Genomic DNA, 25123 nt, shown 5'->3' with positions numbered 1-25123 from the left:
AAAGCGTCAAAAAAACTAAAGGCTTAACTGTAGAAAACCACCAGCAGGTAGCGTTGCATCATAGACTAAGCCCTTAAACTTGTTATCAAGTAAAGCTTGTTTATGCTCAGGCTCACTTGTCGCAATACACAACTGTTCTTGCGGTAAAATACTTCGGAACTGAATGCTCGGTTTACCCCAGTCTAACACGCCAAGCTGCAGGCTCTCAGACAGTGCTAACGGGCTTAATCCCTCGTCATTACGCAGATAACAACGCAGCCCCTTACCCGCCTGTGCAATAGCTGCACGGTACTTAGTTAGCTCAATGGCAACATAAATCATATCGGCTTTGATATCGAGACCGGATTTCACTAAACGCTCGTTCAAATAGCTCATCATGTTAAAAGGCTCAATAATGCTTTGACTCTGACCATTCCTAAAATCTTTAAGCTTTTGATTAACAAAACTTCTCAGCAGAACGCAGGCAAACGCAGCTCGATTATCCTCTGGGTACAAATGGGCCATGTACATAATCAGGTAATCACTACCTACCATAGTTGAATCAATGAAATAACTGCTTATATCGCTATTTTTATAAAGGCTATAGTCAACCTTGGCTACCGGATAACTAATATTTGAAGCGGGAAAGAGTTGTTGCTGAACTTGTTTTGCCGCAGCAACACTTTGCTCAAGCAATGCTAGATTATCACTTAATTCTTGGTGGGATAGCGCGTCAAAATCTGCGGCTTGAGTATCATCAATATAGGAACTATGAAGGCTTTGTTTAATGGCTTGTTCAATAATAAATAAATCAGATACTGGCTTAACGAGATAATCACTGGCGCCAATGCGTAAGGCTTCTACGACGTCAGCCATGACATTATTACCCGAGATCACAATAGAAGGCACTAAAGGTGCTAACCTTGTCATTTCCTTAAGCATATCGAGTCCACCGAGCTTAGGCATACTCAAGTCTGCAAGAACAATATCGAAGCGCTGCGATTTAAAAACTGACAATCCTTGTTCACCATCACAGGCTTGTGTGACTTGCGCGCCTCTGCTATCGAGAAAGCTTGCAACAATCTGCCTAAACACGGGGTCATCTTCAACTAAAAGAACCGCAACACCATTTAACGCCATAAAGGTTCCCGAATAAAGTTCATCGCATAGCCATTACTTAAGTGAATATGCCAATAACAAAATTTAACAAGGCTAGCATTTGATGACTAAAGACAAATGCTGTCAAGTACGGCCAATAGGGTTACTCAAGCTCCTGCATATACTGATCGAGCAACTCATCATCTTGCTTTTGAGGGACATTACCATCATAGACTTTATAGTCCATGTGCTGTAAATATGCATCTTTGACAAAGGCATAAGGATCGAGTGCATTATCAACAAGTCGCTCTTGATCGATTGCTGATGCTCTAGAATGAAGGTTTTTAAGTCCCCATTTAACAATGGATTGCCACATTGTTAACTCAGACAATGGGAAGTATAGACCATCAACCCAATCAGACGCGAGTTCTCGCACAACATAAGGCCCCGCAAATGGCGCCATGAAGTAAGGTCCATTAGGCACCCCATAATAACCCAGCACTTCATTAAACTCATCTTGCTTGCGGCTCATACCCATCATGTCAGCGACATCAATGACACCTAATAAGCCGACAGTAGAATTGATTGTAAAGCGTCCACCAGCATTAGCTGCCCAGCCCCACTTACCCTGCAGCACATTGTTTACTAAGCTGCTAGGTTCCTCTAAATTCTGCACAAAGTTATTGATACCTGTTTTAGCAGGCGTAGGAATATAATCGTTATAACCATGGGCTACAGGACGATATAAATATCTATCTAGGTAGAGATAGTTGAAGTCCCACATAGCTCGGTTAAAGCCTTCGAACGGATCGCGGGGATCATCATAGGTAATTTGTACCTTAGCAGGTGTTTCCTGCTGAATGGTATCTGGTAGGGATACTTCAGCCGATTGCACTTTAGGCAACAGCATTAACCCCAAAGATAATCCCATCCATTTTAACTTCATATCGCTCTCTTAATATAAATGTACAGTTTAGACATCAAATTTTCGCTAAAGTGACAACACAAAAATGACGATATAAAGATAATTCGTCTTAGTGGCATACTATCCAGTATGACAGTTCCTTTGTCACAAGGCGCATAAGCATACTTGGCAAAAAAAATTGGTCAATTGTTAATTTTACTAAACGAATGTATCGCAGGATAAACTATATAAGGTCATTAAATGGAGTCGATTCCACTTGTCAGCAGTCAAAATTCGCAGTTACACACTGCGATGGCCCACACTGATGCCCTCAATGCTACTCCACGCCCCATTCCAGCTCAGGTACAAACATCACCTGAGGGAGATAGTATTATTCTAAACGGTACAGAATATAATTTAAAGCTAGTTAATGCTCAACAGCGGCAAATATTGTTGACTGCTAATAGCTTTTTAGTCACGCCCAATGCGCAGAACAGCTCAACTCCAACTACGATAGTGCAAAACTCCGCTAGCCAACTGCTTGCCTTAGCTACACCTCTCGTACTGAAAATTCCTGAGGCAGTGATCAATCTGGCACAACAAAATGGCATATCTCAGACGCAGCTTTCAGCGCTCGCGGCTCGCACACAGGGCTATCCATTACCCAACGTCACTATAGTTAACAAGGAGTTTCAATTTGCTAATGGTACCGTTGTAGCACAAGATCCTGGACCCCAGCTTAATCAAGGTGAATTCATCGCGAAAATAGCCTTTCAACAAGGGCGCCCTATTTTATTACTCACCCCAATACAGAGCAAACTCGAAATCATAATTGGGACGCCAGTAAATGAAACTCAGGTTCCCACAAATAAACCATCTTCTGATCTTGTGATCGCGAAAATTGAACCAGCCCAGATAATTGCCTCCTTTCTAAAAAAACTCGAAAATATCAACTTTTTACCTGAATCCACAAAACAAATTGTCACGGCCAAAGTCGATATAATGCAGCTTCAAAGTAAAGTAGATGTTCCATCAGCGCCTACTGCGACTGGCTCACAGAATATCTCTAACGCGCAAGTCATAACGTCAACAACTAAAGACTTAGGTCAGATCAGCACCCAAAACTCAGCCCTTGAAAATCGGCTTGTGGGTCAATCACCAACATCACAAATGGGTGAAAACGTAAATAGCAAAAACGGATTATCTCAAGGCTCAAAAACGTCACAAGAAATCCTAAGTGTGAGTCCTACAGACATAAACAAACTTAATAATATTTTAGGATCCAGCAGCCAAAAGAGTGAACAACAAGACAATGATGCTAAGACTGATACTTCGGTAAAAGTGGCTGATATCTTACAAAAAGCGTTCAATAAAGCGGGGGCACTTCCTATTGAGTTATCTCGTTCTAATAGCAGCTCGAATTTAGCATCTGAGTTATTGAAACACCTACCGCATTTAGGGCTACCACCACTAAGCCAATTGAATGATATCGATGAGCTCAAAGCCAATATTCTCGGTCTAGCGAGTCTAAATCTTGCTACGCCTCAATCAAATCAAGCCTCTATGCTCATGAATGGGAGTGCAATTACCTCACTTTTTCAGCTGCTACTTGGCTTTAAAGCCAATAACAATTCGAATTCCATGAGCAAAAAGCTTGCCGACTACCTTGAACAGTTACAAGCTAAAGTGGGCTTCTCCACTAAACTTCTTGGGCAACTGAGCAAAGCAGGAGGCCTTGATAGCATGGGACTATTAGCCTCTAACCTGCATTTATACCAACAGGCAAGTAATGAGAGCGCTGGCAATTTGGTCTGGTTCTTCGCCCTTCCCTATAGCATTAACCAACGACAGGAGCAACTGGAAGGGAAATTTGAGCAAGAAGCCGATCCTGATGATCCAGATAAAAAAATGGGATGGCGTTTACAACTGAAGTTTAATCTAGCACAAGGACCTCTGCTGATTTCAGCCCAAAACCACAATCAACACTTAGATATCCAGTTTAAAGGCAATAGTCAGATACTACTTAATAAGGTTAATAACTTTTTAACGCCCTTAAGCCAAAAACTATCACAACTGGGTTTTACGCCTGGTGAACTATCAACTCAAATAGCGCAAGTACCAGCAACCTTATTACCTGGTGATCATTTCCTCGTAAAGACAAAAGCTTAATGAGTGACAATGTTCCAACACTAATATTGAGTTCATTATACAAAACATTGGAAATAACGATATGAGCGAAGAGAGTGAACCTAAACAAGCTGTCGCACTGAGCTACGATGGCCGTAACGCTCCTAAAATAGTCGCGACTGGTGAAGGGCTTATCGCAGAAGAAATTATTGCCTTAGCTAAGGCTAACGGCGTTTATATCCATCAAGATCCCCATCTGAGCCATTTTTTGCAATTGCTAGAGTTAGGAGAGGAAATTCCCAAGGAGCTTTACCTGCTTATCGCCGAACTGATTGCATTTGTGTATATGCTCGACGGTAAATTTCCTGAGCAATGGAATAATATGCATAAAAAAATTGTCGAGAAGGCATAAAATAAAAAGCTAATTCAGAAAAATTAGCTTTTAGTGTTCAATTGGCTACCGATTACTTACGATGCAGACGGATCAACAGCTCGGCTTCAGCTTTAGGTAATTCGCATTCCTTAATCAATTCGTCGACGCCAGCACCAAGCGCGACCATCTTCATGGCTCGAGTATAAAGTTTTGCCTGTGGATCCTGTTGAGTCGTCTCTTCAATTCGTTCAGACTGTTGCAATATGCGTTTCTCTAATTCAATAACACGACGGCCTACACCGATTGTGCCACTGCGTAATTCTTGCAATTCGCGTTTAAAAGACTCTCGCTGCCGATCGCCCTCTTTAACTAACACAGTCAATGCCTCAACTTTGCTTCTTAATTTACTCAATTGCTTTTGTAAAAAGAGTACTAACCCTAAGCATGCGATGACATAGACTAACGCTGCGATCAAAAATTCATCGCCCATCAAAAATCCTTATACTCACTCAAAGCCATAGATTAGGAGCTGGCTTACAATTGAGTTATCTATTCCAAAGTGCTCACTTAACGTCACCAATATAATTGGCCATTGTTCAAGCTATAATAAAAAGACTTCGTCTATCCATAAATCGTAAATACTCAACATCATCGATTTATTCGCAAATAAACAAAATGGCTGAATGAATTCTAATCATTCAGCCTTATCACACTCATTGATTAGATCTGAGTCAACTCAGCCCATTCTTCATCGGACAATAATTTGTCGAGATCAACTAAGATAAGTAATTCATTGTCGCGATTGCTCACGCCTTGAATAAACTTAGCACTCTCTTCCGTTCCAACATTAGGCGCATTGTCAATTTCAGAGCGGCGCAAATAAACCACTTCTGCAACACTATCAACTAAGATACCAATGACCTGCTTTTCAGCTTCGATGATAACGATTCGGGTTGAATCATCAACTTCAGCAGACTGCAATCCAAAACGTGAGCGGGTATCAATTACAGTGACAACATTACCACGTAAGTTAATGATGCCTAGAACATAATAGGGGGCACCAGGTACGGGGGCAATTTCAGTATAACGCAGCACTTCCTGCACTTGCATTACGTTGATACCGTAAGTTTCATGGTCCAACTTAAAGGTAACCCATTGTAATACTGCATCATCTTTACTTGCAGCGACTGCTGCTACATTTCTTGTATCTTTCATGTTTACCTCAACCAATTGAGTCCTGACAACCTAAACCCGCATTAAGCATTTCAACTAAGGCTTGTACGTGCAAAATGCCACACATCTGTTCTTTCACTACACCCGCTAACCAAGGGCGTTTACCCGCTTGACTACGCCAGTTGACTTGCGATTTATTAATTTTTACCGCATTGACCAAGGACTCACAAGTCAATCCCCAGTTACTGCCTTCTAATAATACAAGATATTGATAATTTACTGATTGCGCCAGTTTATCTGTGTATTTTTCTGGCATAACCCACGCACAAGTATCAACAATGTTCAATTGCTCCTCCCTATGCGTCTGTACACCAAGAAACCATGCGGGTCGACCAAAGATGTGGTTTATCCGCTCAACTTTTACTATTCCGCCTAAACTCACCAAAGGCACAGCCAATGTCAGCCCTGCTACTTTAAAGAATAGTACCTGAAACTCATCATCGAGCACTTCTTGCAAATCTTTTGTCACACTAGGAGGCGTAATGCCAACTTGTGTTTCTGGCACAACCACTGGCTCAACGATTTCATCAACAACGGTTTCATTAACAACAGGCTGAGCTTGTGGTACTTCTACCACAACAGGTTGAACATCAATAGGTGGCGCTATCTCTACTGAAGGTGGTATCGGTTCTAACCTTGCAGTCTTTAGTACTGGCGCTAGTAATTTCTCTAACGCTTGCTTATTCACTTGAGCTACAACCTGGCTTACCGGAGCAACAAACTCATGTTGTCTTGGCGCCGCTTTTGGCTGCAACTGCGCAGTAGGCGTTATGGCCTTCTCTACATTCTGCGGTGCGGCAGTGCGACCATTTTCAGCCAAAATTGCCGCATCGAGCAATGCTGCCTCCGTTTGATTAACGGCAACATTTTGATTTGAGTCTGCTTTTACAATGCTTTGAGGGGAAACAATCTGGTTTGGACTGTCGTCTTCCTGCAGCAATAATGCGAAAAAATCAAAAACAGTTTCATCAACCGATTTTGACATGGCCAAACTCCCCAACTAATAAGAAATCTAATAATCTTTCATAGGCTTTAACGCCGCGGCAACCACTCGCATAATGCGATGCTGGTAAATGTGCCAAACTGGCATCTCTAAACTTAGTGTCTACTGGAATAACGTCTTTCCACAAAGTATCACTGTATTCGGCACCAAGAACTTGCAAAGCCGCAGGTGATGCTTTGGTGCGTTTATCATACATGGTAGGCACAACAGTGTAACTGTAGCGCGTCTTCTTAGATCGCCCCATTAACTCCATTGTTTTAATCATCCGCTCTAGCCCTTTAATGGCAAGAAACTCCGTCTGCACAGGAATAATGATATGCTGACTTGCCGCAAGCGCATTGACCATTAATACCCCGAGTACGGGTGGGCAATCAACGATAGCAACATCATAATCATCAGCAACCAGTGCTAATAAATTACGTAGTACTAATCCCATTCCCTCTTGATGACCTAAGGCTCTGTCTAAGGTAGCCAATGCCATAGTTGCAGGTAATAAATCCAAACCATCGACTAAGGTTGGCACTACATGGGATAAAACGAGTTCCTTAGAAAGGTTTTTATGGGCAAGAAAAACATCAAACAACGAGCCTGGAACCTCTTCAGAATCAATACCTAAGTAATAACCTAACGAAGCATGTGGATCGGTATCTATCATAAGAACACGCTTGCCACGCTTAGCTAATGTTCCCGCTAAACTCGCTACCGTCGTGGTTTTACCTACGCCACCTTTTTGATTCGCTATGGTCCAGACTTTCAAGAAGTGACCCCTACCTATACTGGTTAATATGCTAATGAACTAGAAAATTGTGAGTTCACAAATTCTAAAATTACTGCTCTTTTCTGGTCGTGACTCGAATGCCGCCATTGGGCAAACTAATCACTTTGACACCATCGGCATTCTCAGATATCACCACTGGCAGCATCTCTGCATTTTGGGGGGCAATTGTCTGAGAAACAGCTTTAACCTCTTTTTCTGGCGCTTGAAGCTGTTTAGGAATAGAGGATTCCAGATTAGTTTTTTCCTTCGCCGTATCTATTTCAGTATCTGGTTTGCCCAGCAAAGGCGGAATGCTATTTTGTACCGGCTCAGGACCAATCGCTACAGCCTTCTGCTCACCAGGAGCCGCTAATTGCAACATTGCTTTAGTCTGATCGGGATGAGACGCTAACCAAGTTGCAATGGCCTCAGCCTGTTCGTCAGGTACCATTAACAGCACCTGAGTCGATTCCAAACGTTTTACATCCGCCTGCAGTAAACTATTCTTACGCTTGTAATCAAGGCTTAAGGCACCAAGAACCAAAATGGCTATGCCCATCAACAAGATGATGAGCACACTATTTGTGCTCATCGGATATTGATTTTTAGACACGAACAGACTCTTTTAAAATACATTCGGCCATGTTGTCTAAGGCTATCGACTGGGTGGCAATCCCTGCACTCGCAACGGCTTGTGGCATACCATAAACCACACAACTGGCTTCATCTTGCGCCCAAATGGTAGCGCCTACAGCTTTCAACATACGTGCGCCTTCTCTGCCATCCGCCCCCATGCCAGTTAATACAACAGCAAGCACATCACCACTAAAGGCTTTAGAAGCAGAAGCAAAGGTGATATCCACACAGGGCTTATAATTCATATCAGCACTGCCTGCGATAACTTTTAATCGGCCACTTGCTCCAGTACGTTCAACCATCATTTGCATACCACCCGGCGCTAAATATGCACAACCCGGTTTAAGAAGATCGCCATTAGCGGCCTCTTTTACTTCAATCTTACATAAGCCATTTAAACGACTCGCAAATGCAGGGGTAAAGGCAGCAGGCATATGCTGGATTAATAAAATGGGATGCGGATAGTTTGCCGGAAACTGCGTGAGTATTTTTTGCAGCGCAACCGGACCACCAGTAGATGTACCGATCAGCAATAATTTATACTGCTTACCACTTGCACGAATCGTCGTTGCCATTGACGTTCTAACAGGAGCTGCGACAGGCGTATGAGCCGATATACTCGTTGTACCTAAAACGCTACCTGTTGGACGCACACTAGGTGTTGGCGCAACCACAGGACGTGCAATCGGACGAAACATTCTGCGTCGTCCCAATGCCTTAACTCTTTGTTGCAACAATAAAATGGCATCATCTTTGTTGGTCGCAATATCTTCAAAACGTTTAGGTAGAAAATCTAATGCACCAGCATCTAAAGCGTCTAACGTTGCTTTAGCGCCATCATGGGTTAAAGAAGAAAACATCAAGATCGGAGTCGGACACTTAGCCATGATTTCACGAACAGCAGTAATACCATCCATGACAGGCATCTCAATATCCATAGTGATAACTTGGGGATTAAGCTCAGCAGCCAACTTCACCGCTTCGGCCCCATTTGAGGCCGTCGCGATAACTTCCAGTTCAGGATCTTGATTGACTATTTCACTAACACGTCGTCTGAAAAAACTTGAGTCATCAACGACTAATACTTTAATGGCCATTCCATTCCTTAGCTTGGAAACTAATTCTTACTTTTCGCATAATGCTTTAGCAATCCAGGAACATCTAAGATCAGTGCAATACCACCATCCGATGTAATTGTCGCACCAGCCATCCCAGGTGTGCCATGTAACATAGCGCCAAGAGGCTTAATAACGACCTCTTCTTGTCCTATTAAGGCATCCACTACAAAACCAATTTGCATCATGCCTAATTGCACGATAACCACATGACCATGCTTTTTATCGCCATGTTTAAAGGTCGTTTTGTTTCTATGTAGCCAGTGTTCCAAATAGAACAAAGGTACGGCCTTATTACGCACTATGACAGTCAATTGCCCATCAACAATATTGGTTTTTGTGAGATCGAGATGGAAAATCTCATTCACGCTAGATAGAGGTAATGCGAACACTTGTTTAGCGACATCGACCATTAAGGTTGGCATAATCGCCAGTGTTAGCGGTACTTTAATCTCAAGTATCGTTCCCTTACCTTTCATGGAATCAATATGTACAGTGCCATTCAGCTGGGTGATACGAGTTTTTACCACGTCCATCCCAACACCACGGCCTGAAATATCTGAAATCTCAACTTTAGTTGAAAAACCTGGTGCAAAAATCAAATTATAGGCTTCGCTGTCTGTCATCCGCGAAGCAGAATCTTCATCGAGCACACCACGGTTTATGGCAATTTTTTTGAGTTTTTCAGGATCCATGCCTGCGCCATCGTCTTCGATTTTCAGCAGTATATGGTCGCCTTCCTGACTTGCAGATAAGGTAATCGTTCCCGTTCTTGGCTTACCACTAGCTTCACGCTCATTTGGCATCTCGATACCATGGTCCACAGAGTTACGCACTAAGTGGACGAGTGGATCGGCAAGCGCTTCAACGAGGTTTTTATCTAAGTCAGTTTCTTCACCGACCATGATCAAATCAATTTCTTTGTTTAGTGTACGAGCAAGATCACGTACCACCCGAGGGAAACGACCAAACACTTTCTTGATCGGTTGCATACGGGTTTTCATCACAGCGCCTTGCAAATCGGCAGTAACGAGATCTAAGTTCGCGAGAGCTTTCGACATCTCCTCATCATCACGGCTGATGCCTAAGCTCACCAATCGATTACGCACTAACACTAACTCACCCACCATATTCATGATCTGGTCGAGTCGTGCGGTATCTACACGTACTGTTGTTTCACCCTGAGGCACATTCGCAGAGCTAGCCTTAGCAGGTGCTTTATCGACAACCGCAATTTCCACCTTAGGTTTTGCAGCAACGACTGGAGCAGGAGCTGGTACTGCGGCTTTAACTGGCGCAGGAGCATGTGGTGCAGCAGTAGGTGCTACAGTCGAAATGGGTGTCGTAGGCGTTTTAACTTCGGCTTTCGCAGGTGCTCCGCCTTTCCCATGGAGTTCATCGAGTAATCGTTCAAACTCATCATCGGTAATTTCATCAGCATCTACAATCGGTTGAGGCGCAGGTGTTGCCACAACCTTAGGCTTAACAGGCACTTCAGCCTCAGCTTTAAATTTACCTGAGCCATGAAGTTCATCCAGTAACGCCTCGAACTCATCATCAGTGATGTCATCACCTGATGTTGAAGGTGTTTTAATTGGTGCAGCAGGCTTTGCAGCAACTGGTTCAGATACAAATGTGGTAGCAGCGACCGCAGGTCCCTTTCCTGAACCATGAAGCGCATCCAATAAAGCTTCAAATTCAGCATCATTGATATCATCGATACTTGAAGACGTATTTTCAATGGAAGATGAGTTATCACTTATATCAGCAGGGATTTCTTGAGGGGTAGGAGTATCAATAATGACTTCAACAACAGGTTCTGGCTCTGCAACCTTGGCAGAAGCGACTTCAGATGGCAAAGGCGCACCTGAACTGAGCATTTTAAGTCTCGCTAACAAACTTGAATCGGCGGGATCTTGTTGCTCGCCCTGCTGGGTTTGCGCAAACATGGTATTAATTGCATCAACAGCCTGCAAAATAATATCCATCAACTCTGCGTTAACGCTACGCTTGCCTGTCCGCAATAAATCGAAGGTATTCTCAGCCTCATGACAAACATCAACCATGGGAGTTAAGCTAAGAAAGCCAGCACCACCTTTAACGGTATGAAAACCACGGAAAATGGCGTTCAGCAAGTTAGTATCATCAGGATTATTTTCAAGCGCAACGAGTTGCTCTTGCAGAAGCTCTAAAATTTCACCGGCTTCGATTAAAAAGTCCTGGAGTATCTCTTCATCTACATCAAAGGCCATCAAATTGACTCCCAGTTAGAAACCCAGACTCGATAGAAGATCATCCACTTCGTCTTGACCCGTTACCACATCTTGACGAAGCTCGGCATTCATTATCGGGCCTTCTGCTTCAATATTATTTTTCTGAGCAATCTGACTTTCAATCATAGGTTGCTCACCAAATACCGTCAGCATAGAAACCAGATTACTTTCTACTTCCATTACTAGATCAATAACACGACGTATTATTTGTCCTGTTAAGTCTTGAAAATCTTGCGCCATCAAAATTTGATTAAGCAATTCACGTAATCGAGTCGAGTCATTTGCACTACGAGACATAAGGTCTTGTACATCGTGACAAAGGCCCTTAAATTCAGTCAGCGCTATCTCGCGTCGCATTAATCTGTCCCAAGATGGCATGACATTTTGAATATTTACGGTCACGGCATTAGCCAAAGGTAAACATTCTTCAACCGCATCCATGGTTTTATTTGCAGCTTGTTCGGTCATGTCAATAACGTAATTTAAACGTTGCTTGGCATCGGGGATCTCTGTATTGGCTAATTCAGCAAGACGATTATCAACTTGAAAATCCATCAGCGCACTATGAAGTTGCCGAGTTAATTTACCTACTTCTTCGAATAATTCTCGTTGCAGTGGAGCAGCAAGCTCCCGAAATAAATCATCTGCCTGACTTTGCTCACCTGCACTTAATAATTCAACTAAATGCTGAGCTTGCTCGAGCGTGATGAGCCCTGATGTTTGTGACTTCATAGCTCATCCTTGCTCAAGCGAGTCGTTCGAATATTTTATCTAACTTCTCTTTCAGCGTTGCAGCGGTAAAAGGCTTAACCACATAACCATTCACTCCCGCTTGAGCGGCAGCAATAATCTGTTCACGTTTTGCTTCAGCAGTTACCATTAATACGGGTAAATGCTTTAGCGAATCATCAGCGCGAATTGCTTTTAACAGATCGATTCCTTGCATACCAGGCATATTCCAATCTGTAACAACAAAATCAAAATCCCCCTTTTGCAACATCGGCAGGGCTGTTGAGCCATCGTCTGCTTCTTGGGTGTTATTAAACCCCAAGTCTCGCAACAAGTTCTTGATGATACGCCTCATTGTCGAAAAATCGTCAACAATGAGAATCTTCATATTCTTGTCCAAGGTTTCCTCCGGTGAGCTGACATTCTGTGCTCGATTAATAATTATACTTATGTCCAGTGCTTGAGTTTAGCTTTCAATCGCAACATTGCCTGACTTAATATCTGGCTAACCCGCGATTCACTGACTTCAAGAATGGCGCCAATCTCTTTTAAATTCAATGCTTCATCGTAGTACAGGGATAACACTAATGCATCTCTTTCAGGCAATAATTTAATTGCCTCAACCAGAGCAGAATGAAATTGGTTCTCAGCTAATGCTTCAAATGAATCATCATCGGACCGATCACTCACTGTAAGTATATCCTGAGATACGCCTAAATCTTCTATCCCTATGATTTTTCCGACAGAAACATCGTTAAGAATATGATGGTACTCATCGAGCGTCATATCAAGTTTTTCTGCAATTTCTGTGTCGCGTGCATCACGGCCCAGTTCTTGCTCTAACTCATCAATAGCGTGTGCAACCTTACGATTGTTACGATGAACGGAACGAGGGACCCAGTCGCCACGACGAATTTCATCTAACATGGCTCCACGTATGCGTATGCCGGCGAAGGTTTCAAATTTCGCACCCTTGCCACCATCAAACTTGGATGATGCTTCTAGTAACCCCATCATCCCAGCTTGGAGTAAATCATCTAACTGCACAGATGCAGGTAGTCTGGCGAGTAAATGATGCGCAATTCTTTTAACCAACGGAGCATACTGTTCAACGATCGACGATTTATTGTCTAAACAAGTATACGCAGCGGCTTTATTCACTCGTTTTTTCCTCTTGAAAATCTGGTCGTTGTACTAAACGCTCAACGAAAAACTCCAAATGCCCACCAGGTTGCTGCGGCACAGGCCAGCTCAAAATTTTATTTGCCAATCCTTGATAAGCAATTGCCGCTGGTGATTTAGGATAAGCTTCAACCACCAATTTTTGTTTACGAACAGATTTACGTAAGTTTTCGTCAAATGGAATCGTGGCGACTAATTCAAGTGCAACATCTAAAAATCTGTCGGTCACTTTACTGAGTTTAGCAAATAATTCCATACCTTCGCGTAAACTACGCACCATATTGGCAACTATTTTAAAACGGAACACGCCATGCTCACGGCTGAGAATTTTAATCAGGGCGTAGGCATCGGTAATCGAAGTGGGTTCATCACAAACAACGACTAGCACATCCTGCGAAGCACGTGAGAAACTGAGCACCATATCTGAGATCCCAGCAGCAGTATCTACGACTAGAATATCAAACTGAGTCCGCATCTCACTAAATGCACGGATTAATCCAGCATGTTGCGCCGGGCTTAATTCCACCATCCCCTGTGTTCCAGAGGTGGCTGGTACTATGCCTATCCCCTTTGGACCACGAACGATAATATCGTCAAGCTCTGCATCACCAGAGAGAACATGGGAGAGGTTACGCTCGGCACGAATACCCAGCATGACGTCGACGTTTGCTAAGCCAAGGTCAGCGTCAAGTACCAAGACACGCTTGCCTTTTTCGGCTAATGCCACAGCAGTATTAATAGAAACGCTGGTTTTACCCACGCCTCCTTTACCACCAGTGACCGCGATTACTTTCACTTTTTCGTTATAGGGTTGATTCATCATACGTAAACCACTTGCTTGATCCAGGGTCATAAATCTACTCAAATGCACAGGCCATATTATCTGACCACGCTGTGTCTTGTAATGATTGTTGTTCTGTACTATCTAACGCTGCGAGTGCCTGCTGGGCTAAATCTAGGGTATCCGCAACTTTCATATCTTCAGGAACTCTTTGTCCATCAGTAATATAACTTAATGGTAATCCGTTTTGGATCAACACACTTAATGCCCCTGCTAACGACACAGATTCATCGAGTTTTGTGAGAACGACACCAGATAGGGGAATGCGTTTAAAATGATTGACTGCATCTTGCAGCACACGGCGCTGCCCTGTCGCAGACAGTACCAGATAACTGCGGATAGGTATCCTGCTATTTGCAGTTAAATTATCAAGTTGCTGGTAAAGGCGCATATCTCGCTGTCCCATGCCAGCCGTATCTATCAATACTAGCTTGCGATTCCTAAACTGATAGAGAATTTGCTCTAATTCATTTAGATCATGAGCTTGCTTTACTGGGCAGCCCATTATTTTGCCATAAGTTGCTAATTGCTCATAGGCTCCGATGCGATAATGATCTGTGGTAATTAAAGCAACATGTTCAGCACCATGATGTGCCGCAAAACGGGCAGCAAGTTTAGCTAATGACGTTGTTTTACCAACCCCAGTAGGACCAACTAATGCAACCACTCCGCCCTGCTTAACAATGTCATCGCCCTGATTATCAAGCATATTAGCGAGACTTTGTGGTAATGCTCTGACTAATTCAGCCGGCGTATAATGCTGGCTCAGCGCGGCTAATTTATTCGCAACCGCAGGGGAGAATTCAGCCTCAAGCAATTTGGCTTCGAGCATAGCACCGACGGGATCGATGCGTTTTTTATGTTCCGTCATCAAGGAGGATACTTGATGTGTCAGTAAATTACGCAGTGATGCTAATTCATCACGCATAGCTTCAATATCAGCACTTTGTTTCTGTGATGTTTGTGGCTTTTTATCAAACGAGGAAGGCACTTCACGACGTTCTGGTTTCACAGCTGTAGGGGCTTGTAAGCCCTTAGCCCATGCAGGTAACTCGGCATCAACTTGCTGATGTGACATTTGTTGATTCAAACGGCTTTGCTGCTTCTCAAGTAAGGCTTGTAATGAGTCTGCAGGTGCTGCTGGCTTAGCGCGAGTTTCTACACGGACTGGCTGCTTAGCACCTAGGGACACGAGATCGTCGCTCACGTCCATAAAGGTCGGTGCTGGCGCAGTGGCTGCAGTTTTCGCTTTAGGTTCGTCATAGTCAACGGCAGCGACAATTTCGATGCCACCGTTCACTTTTTTATTTGACATAATGACGGCATCTGAGCCGAGTGTTTCTTTCACTTGGGCCAGTGCGGCGCGCATGTCTTTGGCAAAAAATCGTTTAATCTTCACTTATGCGTCCTCTACTGGCCGACTGCAGATACGATACGTATTTGCTTCTCATCAGGTATTTCTTGATATGAAATGACTCTGAGATTAGGAATAGTATGTTTAACAAAGCGTGACAGCGTCGCGCGTAACATACCTGACGTCAACAATATGGCGGGTTGTCCGACCATTTCTTGCTTCTGAGCCGCATCGGCAAGGGACTGCTGCATGCGTTCTGCAAGACCGGGTTCAATATTAGGACCATCACCACCGGTTGCTTGCATTGACTGATGCAACATCTGTTCCAACTCTGGCGCCAAAGTAATGACGGGGATTTCGAGCTCTGGGCCTGAGATTTCCTGAACTATCATACGTTTCAAAGCGATACGTACAGCGGCAGTCAAGACTTCAGTGTCATTGCTCTTAGTGCCATATTCTAACAAAGTTTGCACTATAGTACGCAAGTCTCTAACTGAAACCCCTTCATTTAATAGGTTCTGCATCACTTTTACGACATGTCCTAGTGGCATGATATCTGGAATAAAGCCATCAACCAGCTTAGGTGAGTGTTTCGCAAGCATATCCATCAGTTGTTGCACTTCTTCGTAACCTAACAACTTAGCAGCATTATTTGTGAGTAATTGACTAATATGAGTTGCAACAACCGTCGCAGCATCGACGACGGTATAACCTAGTGTTTGTGCGTGCTCACGTAACTCAGGGGCGATCCATACCGCTTCCAGGCCAAAGGCGGGATCGCGCGTTTCGATACCATCGAGTTTGCCATAGACTTGACCAGGGTTGATCGCCAATTCGCAATCATGACGAATATCTGCCTCTCCGACGACGACGCCCATTAATGAAATGCGATACGCATTAGGTGATAAATCTAAGTTATCGCGAATATGCACCGCGGGCACTAAGAATCCTAATTCCTGAGACAACTTTTTACGCACGCCTTTAATGCGGCTTAGTAACTCGCCACCTTGGCCCTTGTCTACCAGAGGGATCAAACGATATCCAACCTCAAGACCAATAGTATCCACATGATGTACATCGTCCCAACCTAGCTCTTTAGGCTCTTTATCTTGTCTTTCTATTGGACCCGATTTCACTTGTTCTAGCGCTTTAAGACGTTTGTTTTCATTTCGTTTATAAACAAAATAAGCTGCACCAGCAGTCATAAAGGCAAAGCTTAAAAACGCCATGTGCGGCATACCAGGAACAATACCCATTACAAACAGGACTCCGGCGGCGATACCCAATGACTTATGACTGTCAAACATCTGACTCATCATCATTTGGCCCATATCACCTGACTCGTTTTGACGAGTCACCATCAAGGCTGCGGCGATTGACAATAATAGACCAGGGATCTGCGCCACTAAACCATCACCGATAGTCAGTAAGGTATAAATTTCAACCGCTTCAGAGAAACTTAAGCCATGCTGCACAATCCCTATGATGAAACCACCTACGATGTTGATCACTAAGATCATGATACCGGCAATCGCATCCCCTTTAACGAATTTGGACGCACCGTCCATCGCACCATAGAAATCGGCTTCACGGGTCACTTCGGCACGGCGTATTCTCGCTTGATCTTGGTTTAAGGTTCCAGCATTTAAGTCAGCATCGATTGCCATTTGCTTACCAGGCATAGCATCCAAGGTAAAGCGGGCACTGACTTCTGCGATACGACCAGCACCTTTAGTCACCACCGCAAAGTTGATGATAATCAAAATGATAAATACCACTAGACCAACGGCATAGTTACCACCGATCACCACAGAACCGAAGGCTTCAATCACCTTACCCGCGGCATCACCGCCATTATGACCCTCAAGTAAAACCACACGAGTAGAGGCAACGTTGAGCGCAAGACGTAATAATGTCGCCACCAGTAACACAGTTGGGAAGGCAGCAAAATCTAAGGGTCTATCTGTATAAATGGCCACCAGTAATACGATGAGAGCTAACGCAATGTTGAATGAAAAGAGTATGTCTAATAGAAATGGAGGGATAGGTAAAACAATCATGGCCAATGCAGCAAGCACAACCACCGGCGTGCCAATGCCTTTAAAAGTGCTGAGCCTAATTTGTTTTACTTGACCAAGAGTCGCTTTAACATCCATTCGCTATAACCTAAACTTTGACGTGTAATAGCATGAAGCAAAAAACGCGCCAACAAGATTAAAGCCATTAATGAAGGAAAGATATGTACTGTGACTGATTGATATACATAAAATTAGCCATAAAAAAACAAATGAACTTGACATCATCAGCTTTACCAATGACTACCATCTGAGACTAGTGGTTCAATATTTCAATTCATCTGGTATAGGTTGATTAAGTGGGACTGGAATAGGTTTACGACCGCGTCCTTTTTGATATTGGCGCAGCTGGAATACATAAGCCAAAATCTGTGCGACAGCAGTAAACAAACCTTCAGGGATCTGCTGGTCTAACTTAGTCGTATGGTAAATCGCCCTTGCAAGTGGTGGGGCCGAGACAATCGCAATATTGTGCGCGCGGGCAATCTCACGTATTTTAAAGGCCACATCATCAACACCTTTCGCTATCACAAAGGGAGCTGCAGAGCGCTGCACATCGTATTTAATCGCAACGGCAAAATGCTCAGGGTTAACGACAATCACATCGGCATTTGGCACTTCAGCCATCATACGCCTTTGTGCTAGTTCACGTTGCATCTGCCGTATATGCCCTTTCACCTCAGGTTTACCCTCAGTGTCTTTATATTCATCTTTTACTTCTTGTTTGGTCATCTTAAGTTGCTTGTTGTGATTCCAAATTTGGAACGGCACATCGATGACGACAATAAACAAAATCGAGGAACATAACAGGATAAACATCCAAACCAACAAATCTAATGCATGGTAAACATTACCAGGAAGATGGTCGCTAGACAGCAACATGATGTCATTGAAATAGAAGCTTAATAAAAAATAAGCAGAAAACGCTACTACAGAAAATTTTGCAATGCCTTTGGTGAGTTCAACCAGAGCCTGTACGCCAAACATACGTTTAAAACCAGCAAGGGGACTCATTTTACTGGCTTTTGGCATCATAGCTTGGGTCGAAAAATTGATCCCACCAAGAGAGACGTTACCGATAAACGCAACCACCACAATCAGTAGCATAATTTTAGCCATGGGCCAGGCTATTTCACTCGCAACAACACCCCACACGTTGAACATTTCATTAGTATCAAAAATTTGCGCCCTATCCATGGTAAATACAATTTCAAACACCCGAGTTAAGCTAATGGCCAAACTTGGGCCTAGCATATAAAACCCACATGCCGCCGAAATCAATACCGCTGCAGTCCCGAGTTCTTTCGAACGTGCAATCTGTCCTTTTTCCCGTGCCTGTTCTAGACGTCTCCCCGTGGGTTCCTCTGTACGTTCGCCACTTGATTCTTCAGCCATGGGCTTCTCCTAATCCCATCATATCAAGCCATCAGCGTTACATTGAAGCGCTAACATATCGCAAAGCAGCACTTGAGCCGTCGACCATACTTCATCGAAGTGTGCCATTACCGGTGTTAGGGTTAACCACAGAATAAACAGTCCACCAATCATAGTGATCGGAAAACCAATAGAGAAAATATTCAATTGCGGCGCGGCACGGGTCATGACCCCGAAGGACAAGTTGACTAATAACAAGGCGATAATCGCAGATATCGACATAGTGAGTGCCGCACCAAACATATACGACCCCCAATCAGCCAGCGATCGATAACTTGTCAGTGTTAAGCCTTGATTAGAAATCGGCAAAGTTTCAAAGCTTGCCACTAGCATACGGATCATCAAAAGATGGCCGTCCACAGCTAAGAAAATCAATGTCGCCAATAAAAGAAAAAAGTTACCAATAACGGGTGTTTGTTGGCCAGAACCGGGATCAACCATAGAGGCAAAGCCTAAACTGGTCTGCATACCAATGATCTGTCCGGTGAGCACAAAGACTTGCATCACCATTTGAGTCACAAATCCCATGGCAACACCGATAATAATTTGCTGCGCCGTGATGAACACTGCGCTTAACGAAAATAAATCCACATTTTGAGTTGGAGGAAGAACGGGTGCTATCGCAAAGGTAATTGCCATCGCCAATAATAAGCGAACTCGTGTTGGTGTCGTTGCCGCCCCAAATACTACCATGACCATCAACATGCTCGCGACGCGAAACAATGGCCAAATATAAGCGGCAATGGTTTGCATTAAGGTATCGAGCAGCAGCTCCATCGCGTTAGCCTATCACTTGAGGAATGCGATTCACCATCTCGATGAAAAAGTCCATCAGGGTTTCAACTAACCAATGTCCCATAAACATTAGGCCAAAAAGTGTCACTAACAAACGCGGAAGGAAACTTAAGGTCTGCTCGTTAATAGAAGTCGCCGCTTGAAACACCGCAACGATTAACCCAATTCCCAGCCCAGGCAACACAATAGCAGACACCATCATGACGATAACAGCGAGAGCTTCACGAAAAATATCAATTAGCGCCTCAGGACTCATGTGTTTACTCTCCCTTGGCTATCCGAAACTATTCGCTAATGTCCCGAGGACTAAGCTCCAACCATCTACGAGCACAAACAACATGATCTTAAACGGCAGCGACACTATCATGGGAGATAACATCATCATACCCATAGCCATCAAGATACTCGCCACCACTAAATCGAGTACTAAAAAAGGCACAAATAGCATAAAGCCAATCTGAAATGCGGTTTTTAACTCACTGGTAATGAAAGCGGGCACTAACACACTCATGGGTGCTTCTTCGGGAGACTTAATATCCTTATAGCCAGAAATCTCAATAAAGGTCTTTAAATCCGTCGTTCTTACTTGGCCCAACATAAAGCCTCTCAGCGGCTCTTTCCCTTTATCAAACGCTTGCTGCAAGGTTAATTGCTCATCGATATAAGGCTTCACCCCTTCATCATAAATCCGGTCGAATACCGGTGCCATGATAAAAAAAGTCATGAACAAACTCATGCCAATTAAGACTTGATTAGATGGAGTCTGTTGTAATCCAATGGCTTGGCGTAATATCGACAGGACAATGATAATCCGCGTGAAAGAGGTCAACATGATGAGCATCGCAGGTAAAAAACTCAGCGATGTCATCAGCAGTAAAATCTGCATTGTGACCGAATATTCCGTTGAGCCGTCTGGCGCCGTTGTTACTGTTACAGCAGGTAAGACGCCATCTGCGGCCCATGCTGACGGCATCAATAGCAGCATAACTAACCCAACTAACGCGAGGATACGTGTTGTCATTGTTTTAACTTCGCCTGGCGTAATCGACTCGCAAACGAATCAGCTTCTAGATGGATAGGTTCAGCTAACTTATCAATCAAACTCACCTGCTGCGAGCTAACCCCAAGCAAATATTGCTGTTCGCCCACCTGAACCAAGACTAAACGCTCTTTTTGACCGAGGGAAGTCACAGCAATGGTCTTTAGTACGCCATTGGTCGTGGGGACTAAATTAAACCTTCTCAGTAAATAAGCTAACGCGAAAATTAATAATAAAACCAGAATCAAGCCACCTAACATACTTGCTAAGGTCGCAACTTGAGAAGGTTCTGCCATTTTTGTAGCAGCAGGCGCTATTGAAGCAATATTCGCTGCGCCTTCCCCACCGAGGCTATCGGCGCTCGCTTGAACCGCTACCACTAAACTCTGTATTACCGATGTGCTCATTTAAAGTTCCAATGACTTTTACATCTCGAATTATTTAAGCTTTTTAATTCGCTCAGTTTGACTGATCACATCCGTTAAGCGAATACCGAATTTATCGTTTACCACCACCACTTCACCGTGAGCGATAAGCGTGCCATTGACCATCACATCTAACGGTTCACCTGCGACTCGATCTAACTCAACCACAGAACCTTGGTTAAGTTGTAATAAGTTTCGAATACTAATATAGCTACGGCCCACTTCCATCGAAATGGTGACAGGAATATCTAAAATTGTATCTAACTTAGCCGCTTCAGCCTTAGAAATAGGTCTTGAATCATCAACCAACTCATCGAGTTCAATTGCGTTGGCTTCTTCTAACGCTTGTTCTGCCATTGCTGCAGCCCAATCATCCGTATCGTCTGTGCTCATCTTACTTCACCTTATAATTCTGATATATCACGAGATTTACCCTTACGCGTCACCAATTGCAGCTCAGATTTAACTGTCTCTGGCCGAGGGATTTTCTCACATATTTTAAGCGCTAGGTTATCTCTAGAACGGCCCATTTTACAACGATATGTCGGTAAATCCTCGATTTTCATCATGATAAACTCGGGTAACTCAATCGGAATAATATCGCCCGCTTTAAAATTCATGACCTCTTTGAGCGTTAATTCATGTTCAACAATATTGGCATCGAACCCAACCTTCACATCCATGATTTCATCGTGCAATGCCTGTGACCAACGCATATCAGTATCTTGCTTGTCACTTTGCACACCCGCATCGAGTAACTCTCGGATAGGTTCAATCATGGAGTAAGGCATAGTGATGTGAAAATCACCACCGCCTCCATCGACTTCAATATGGAATGAATTAATCACCACAACTTCGGTAGGACTAACAATGTTCGCCATGGCGGGGTTGACTTCAGAGTCCAAATAATCAAACTCAACATCCATTACGGGCGCCCAAGCATCTTTATAATCTTCAAATATAATCTTAAGCAGTAACTGTACGATTCGTCTTTCTGTCGGCGTAAATTCTCGCCCTTCAATCTTGGCATGGAAACGCCCATCGCCACCAAAGAAGTTATCCACTAGGATAAATACCAGTCGCGCTTCCATGGTGATCAATGCAGTGCCTTTGAGTGGGCTAAAACGCACCATATTCAAGCTAGTAGGAACAAAAAGCGTATGTACGTACTCACCAAACTTGAGCATCTGTACACCGTTGATCGACACTTCGGCCGCTCGGCGCATCATATTAAACATGCTGATGCGCAAATGGCGCGCAAAACGCTCATTCACGATTTCCAGCGTCGGCATACGCCCACGAACTATTCGATCTTGGGAAGAGAAATCGTAGGAACGGGCATCTTCTCCAACAGCGTCAATTTCGTCATCATCAACGTCATCAACCCCGTGCAATAGCGCATCAATTTCGTCTTGGCTTAATAAATCACTCACTATATTGCCTTCGCCTCTTTTGGTGCTGAAGTTAAAGGATTATTGCATTACAAAACCGGTAAATAGTACTTTCTCGACAACCTTACGCCCAGTTACTGACTGTAGAGTATTTTGCACACTCAAAAGTGCTAACTGCCGTAACTCATCTTTCCCCGCTTGCGTGCTGAGCTTTTGCACATCTGCACCACTAAAGGTCGTTAAAAGCGCATCTTCAATCAGCGGAATATGTTTTTGTGTTAGCACATCATCATCGGTACCACGCACCATCAGCTGCACTTTAATCTCAACTAAACGAGCCCTATCAGGCCCAGGTAAGTTGAATAAGAAAGGACGTGGCATAGGCACGTATGATGCGGTAGCTACTTCTCCTGATGCTGGTACTTCAGCCTGAACAGCACTATCTGCTGCTACGGCGGGAACCTCTTCGGTACTGCTTCCCATAAAGAACCAGACACCGCCACCGATTAACAGCGCGACTAAAACGCCCACACCAGCAAAAATAAATAGTTTCTTCTTACTCTTAGGCTCTGCAGTACTTTCAAGTTCTAACGATTCTTCCTTAGCCATCACTATTCTCTTTAATTTAGGCGGAAACTCATTACTGTTTTATTTGAAACGTAATTATGTCAGTCATTGCTATAGGTTACCTGCTTAAGCGTAATAATCTATACCTGAAGTTACACTAATCGCTTGATTTAAACCTAAATGTAACTCTTCTGCCGAGATTTCATCCATATCAGCCGCATTTGAACTGCCGCCATCACCGAAACTACCTTCCCGACGCTCACCTTGATCGCCTTGAGAAACATGGCTGTCAGCCAACTGCATCCCTTGCTCTTGCAATAACTCACGTAATCTTGGCATAGCTTGTTCAACCAGATCGCGCGTTTGCGGCTGAGTAACATGAAACTGTACTTGGGTTTGGTCGCCATGCACTTGGATTTTTACCAACATATGTCCAAGTTCAGGTGGATCGAGCCGGATTTCCGCATGTTGGATGCCTTGACTCACCATAGTAATCAATTGCTGCTTCATCACAGGTGAAAATCGTTGGATCATCTCCTGCATTTGGTTTTGCTGTTCTACTCCTTGACGCAATGACAGCTGAACTTGCATGGTTTCTTGGCGATTTAATTGTGACATCGAGAGTGTCTGTATGGATGATGTCGACTTAAGTTCTGAGAAAGTATTACTATCATCCATAAAACTTTCGTCTCTGGGAATATCCATCGCAACCGTTAATTTAGCATCTTTCAGTAATAGGTTAGCAGCCAAATCGGAATTGGGACTCCCATCAAGATCACTTTCTGTTACAGATGTTGTATCTAATGGTTCAGATGAAGTTGAAGAGCCTAAGGTATTCAGGTCGAAAGTATTTCCCGAGGTCGCGATATTAGCCGTATTGGGACTATTCACTGTCGAGCTACTAGTCGTTGCTTTTGCCGCAGTGTTGGTTGCCGACTTTATCGTTGCACTGTTCGCTAAGCCCGCTTGATTAATCACAGCATTAAGTGTGACCTCATTCTCAACTAAAGACTCATCTATACTCACCCCGACTTCAGTGGCAGAGACAAGCTCAGTGTCTTCTAAAGGTAATTCTGAAGCGTCATCGGTCAAATTTGGATCAATCACAGCATCACTATCCGCTGACACTTCAAGTATATTTGGGTCTATGGGGAGAATTTGTACGAGTGACTTATCAGTCAAAGATGATGGTTTCACATCATCTACGATTAAAATTGCTGCCATATCTGGGCTAGTAGAAACTAACTTTTGTAATTCAGCAGAAAAACCCGCTTCATCTATATCTGATGCCAGTTCAATCTCAGCAGAAACAGTAGATGCCAATGCTGAGCCGGTTAATAAAGCTGATGAAGTATCAATATTTTCTTCACCAGTTATATCTTCTTCAGCATTTAAAAATGCTAGCGGCAAACTATCTCCATCTGATGCCGTTTTCTTCATATCATTTGCCATGCTAATTTGGGCAAAAATGAGATTTACGTCGGCGTCATCAGTTGATATATCGTCATCTTTTACTTTATCAGCAGAGGTAACCTGCACAGTATCATCAATGTTAGCAATGGTTTTTTTAGACGCAGAAATAGAAAATGAGCTAGCGGTGACTGACGCAAGTGTAGATGAAAAGTCTTCATTATTAGACTCTTGGGAAGATGTCTTAGCGGAATTGGCCGCAGAGTTGCCTGTTTTACTTAACAGGATATTGGTCATTTGTTGCATAAGTGCTCCCAAACATCACCCAGCAAAAAAAGAAAATGGCTAGGTAGAAACGTCAATTAAACACTGCGGTTGCAGGG

26 protein-coding genes are annotated in these 25123 nt (G+C 43.6%); 2 read left to right on the top strand and 24 right to left on the bottom strand.

Annotation, left to right across the window (positions count from 1 at the left end; translation table 11 throughout):
- Positions 1-15: 15 nt before the first annotated feature.
- Both L5L94_RS07655 and L5L94_RS07650 read right to left on the bottom strand, forming a co-directional pair.
- Positions 16-1119, bottom strand: coding sequence for a response regulator (locus tag L5L94_RS07655; protein ID WP_263162270.1), 1104 nt, complete (start codon positions 1117-1119; stop codon positions 16-18).
- Positions 1120-1240: 121 nt separating this feature from the next.
- Positions 1241-2023, bottom strand: coding sequence for a VacJ family lipoprotein (locus L5L94_RS07650; protein ID WP_263162267.1), 783 nt, complete (start codon positions 2021-2023; stop codon positions 1241-1243).
- A 219-nt stretch (positions 2024-2242) separates the two neighbouring features.
- On the opposite strand from L5L94_RS07650, the gene L5L94_RS07645 reads away from it, so the two are divergent.
- Positions 2243-4150 (top strand): hypothetical protein, encoded by a 1908-nt coding sequence (locus tag L5L94_RS07645; RefSeq protein WP_263162265.1) that lies wholly within the window; start codon positions 2243-2245, stop codon positions 4148-4150.
- Between the two features lie 61 nt (positions 4151-4211).
- The gene (locus tag L5L94_RS07640; protein ID WP_028761167.1) at positions 4212-4520 is read left to right on the top strand and encodes an EscU/YscU/HrcU family type III secretion system export apparatus switch protein; all 309 of its coding nucleotides are present in this window, start codon (positions 4212-4214) and stop codon (positions 4518-4520) included.
- A 52-nt stretch (positions 4521-4572) separates the two neighbouring features.
- Here the strand turns inward: L5L94_RS07640 and L5L94_RS07635 are convergent, their stop codons facing one another.
- The 22 genes from L5L94_RS07635 to L5L94_RS07530 form a co-directional block, all read right to left on the bottom strand.
- On the bottom strand, positions 4573-4971 hold the full coding sequence (locus L5L94_RS07635; protein ID WP_028761168.1) for a DUF2802 domain-containing protein: 399 nt from the start codon (positions 4969-4971) through the stop codon (positions 4573-4575).
- Positions 4972-5201: 230 nt separating this feature from the next.
- The gene (locus L5L94_RS07630; RefSeq protein ID WP_006082380.1) at positions 5202-5696 is read right to left on the bottom strand and encodes a chemotaxis protein CheW; all 495 of its coding nucleotides are present in this window, start codon (positions 5694-5696) and stop codon (positions 5202-5204) included.
- A 7-nt stretch (positions 5697-5703) separates the two neighbouring features.
- Positions 5704-6699, bottom strand: a complete 996-nt coding sequence (locus L5L94_RS07625) for a chemotaxis protein CheW (protein WP_168824448.1) — start codon at positions 6697-6699, stop codon at positions 5704-5706.
- Positions 6683-7474 (bottom strand): ParA family protein, encoded by a 792-nt coding sequence (locus L5L94_RS07620; RefSeq protein ID WP_028761170.1) that lies wholly within the window; start codon positions 7472-7474, stop codon positions 6683-6685. The genes L5L94_RS07625 and L5L94_RS07620 overlap by 17 nt, the downstream gene beginning before the upstream one ends.
- Positions 7475-7544: 70 nt before the next feature.
- Positions 7545-8066, bottom strand: a complete 522-nt coding sequence (locus L5L94_RS07615) for a membrane anchored protein in chemotaxis locus (RefSeq protein ID WP_105253086.1) — start codon at positions 8064-8066, stop codon at positions 7545-7547.
- 13 nt (positions 8067-8079) lie between these two features.
- A complete protein-coding gene (locus L5L94_RS07610; RefSeq protein ID WP_263162261.1) occupies positions 8080-9207 on the bottom strand; it encodes a chemotaxis response regulator protein-glutamate methylesterase in 1128 nt (375 codons plus the stop codon).
- A 20-nt stretch (positions 9208-9227) separates the two neighbouring features.
- Positions 9228-11477 carry a chemotaxis protein CheA gene (locus L5L94_RS07605; protein ID WP_263162258.1) on the bottom strand — a complete coding sequence of 750 codons (2250 nt, stop codon included), beginning with the start codon at positions 11475-11477 and terminating at the stop codon, positions 9228-9230.
- A 15-nt stretch (positions 11478-11492) separates the two neighbouring features.
- Positions 11493-12230, bottom strand: a complete 738-nt coding sequence (locus L5L94_RS07600; protein WP_028761174.1) for a protein phosphatase CheZ — start codon at positions 12228-12230, stop codon at positions 11493-11495.
- A gap of 13 nt (positions 12231-12243) precedes the next feature.
- Positions 12244-12627, bottom strand: a complete 384-nt coding sequence (cheY, locus tag L5L94_RS07595) for a chemotaxis response regulator CheY (RefSeq protein WP_007649667.1) — start codon at positions 12625-12627, stop codon at positions 12244-12246.
- A 47-nt stretch (positions 12628-12674) separates the two neighbouring features.
- Entirely contained in the window at positions 12675-13388 is a 714-nt protein-coding gene (locus tag L5L94_RS07590) for an RNA polymerase sigma factor FliA (protein WP_028761175.1), read from the bottom strand.
- Positions 13381-14262 (bottom strand): MinD/ParA family protein, encoded by an 882-nt coding sequence (locus L5L94_RS07585; protein WP_006082389.1) that lies wholly within the window; start codon positions 14260-14262, stop codon positions 13381-13383. The genes L5L94_RS07590 and L5L94_RS07585 overlap by 8 nt, the downstream gene beginning before the upstream one ends.
- Positions 14263-14266: 4 nt before the next feature.
- Complete coding sequence (flhF, locus tag L5L94_RS07580; RefSeq protein ID WP_113939473.1) at positions 14267-15649, bottom strand: flagellar biosynthesis protein FlhF; 1383 nt, start codon at positions 15647-15649, stop codon at positions 14267-14269.
- Between the two features lie 11 nt (positions 15650-15660).
- Positions 15661-17760, bottom strand: coding sequence for a flagellar biosynthesis protein FlhA (gene flhA, locus L5L94_RS07575; RefSeq protein ID WP_028761177.1), 2100 nt, complete (start codon positions 17758-17760; stop codon positions 15661-15663).
- A gap of 183 nt (positions 17761-17943) precedes the next feature.
- Positions 17944-19074, bottom strand: coding sequence for a flagellar biosynthesis protein FlhB (gene flhB, locus L5L94_RS07570; RefSeq protein ID WP_131523091.1), 1131 nt, complete (start codon positions 19072-19074; stop codon positions 17944-17946).
- A gap of 18 nt (positions 19075-19092) precedes the next feature.
- Positions 19093-19890, bottom strand: a complete 798-nt coding sequence (fliR, locus tag L5L94_RS07565; protein WP_028761179.1) for a flagellar biosynthetic protein FliR — start codon at positions 19888-19890, stop codon at positions 19093-19095.
- 4 nt (positions 19891-19894) lie between these two features.
- On the bottom strand, positions 19895-20164 hold the full coding sequence (gene fliQ, locus L5L94_RS07560; protein ID WP_012587225.1) for a flagellar biosynthesis protein FliQ: 270 nt from the start codon (positions 20162-20164) through the stop codon (positions 19895-19897).
- An 18-nt stretch (positions 20165-20182) separates the two neighbouring features.
- Positions 20183-20929 carry a flagellar type III secretion system pore protein FliP gene (gene fliP, locus L5L94_RS07555; RefSeq protein WP_028761180.1) on the bottom strand — a complete coding sequence of 249 codons (747 nt, stop codon included), beginning with the start codon at positions 20927-20929 and terminating at the stop codon, positions 20183-20185.
- A complete protein-coding gene (gene fliO / locus L5L94_RS07550) occupies positions 20926-21354 on the bottom strand; it encodes a flagellar biosynthetic protein FliO (RefSeq protein ID WP_105251944.1) in 429 nt (142 codons plus the stop codon). The genes fliP and fliO overlap by 4 nt, the downstream gene beginning before the upstream one ends.
- A 30-nt stretch (positions 21355-21384) precedes the next feature.
- Positions 21385-21765: a flagellar motor switch protein FliN gene (gene fliN, locus L5L94_RS07545; protein WP_028761182.1), complete on the bottom strand. Its 381-nt coding sequence runs from the start codon at positions 21763-21765 to the stop codon at positions 21385-21387.
- Between the two features lie 11 nt (positions 21766-21776).
- Positions 21777-22805 carry a flagellar motor switch protein FliM gene (gene fliM, locus L5L94_RS07540; RefSeq protein WP_105251943.1) on the bottom strand — a complete coding sequence of 343 codons (1029 nt, stop codon included), beginning with the start codon at positions 22803-22805 and terminating at the stop codon, positions 21777-21779.
- Positions 22806-22844: 39 nt separating this feature from the next.
- Complete coding sequence (gene fliL / locus L5L94_RS07535) at positions 22845-23372, bottom strand: flagellar basal body-associated protein FliL (protein ID WP_263162256.1); 528 nt, start codon at positions 23370-23372, stop codon at positions 22845-22847.
- An 84-nt stretch (positions 23373-23456) separates the two neighbouring features.
- The gene (locus tag L5L94_RS07530) at positions 23457-25046 is read right to left on the bottom strand and encodes a flagellar hook-length control protein FliK (RefSeq protein WP_263162253.1); all 1590 of its coding nucleotides are present in this window, start codon (positions 25044-25046) and stop codon (positions 23457-23459) included.
- Between the last annotated feature and the right edge of the window lie 77 nt (positions 25047-25123).

The organism is Shewanella sp. SM21, from assembly GCF_025654335.1.
Taxonomy (GTDB): domain Bacteria; phylum Pseudomonadota; class Gammaproteobacteria; order Enterobacterales; family Shewanellaceae; genus Shewanella; species Shewanella oncorhynchi.
Note: the sequence above shows the minus strand (reverse complement) of the source record. Positions and strands in the feature narration are given on the sequence as shown.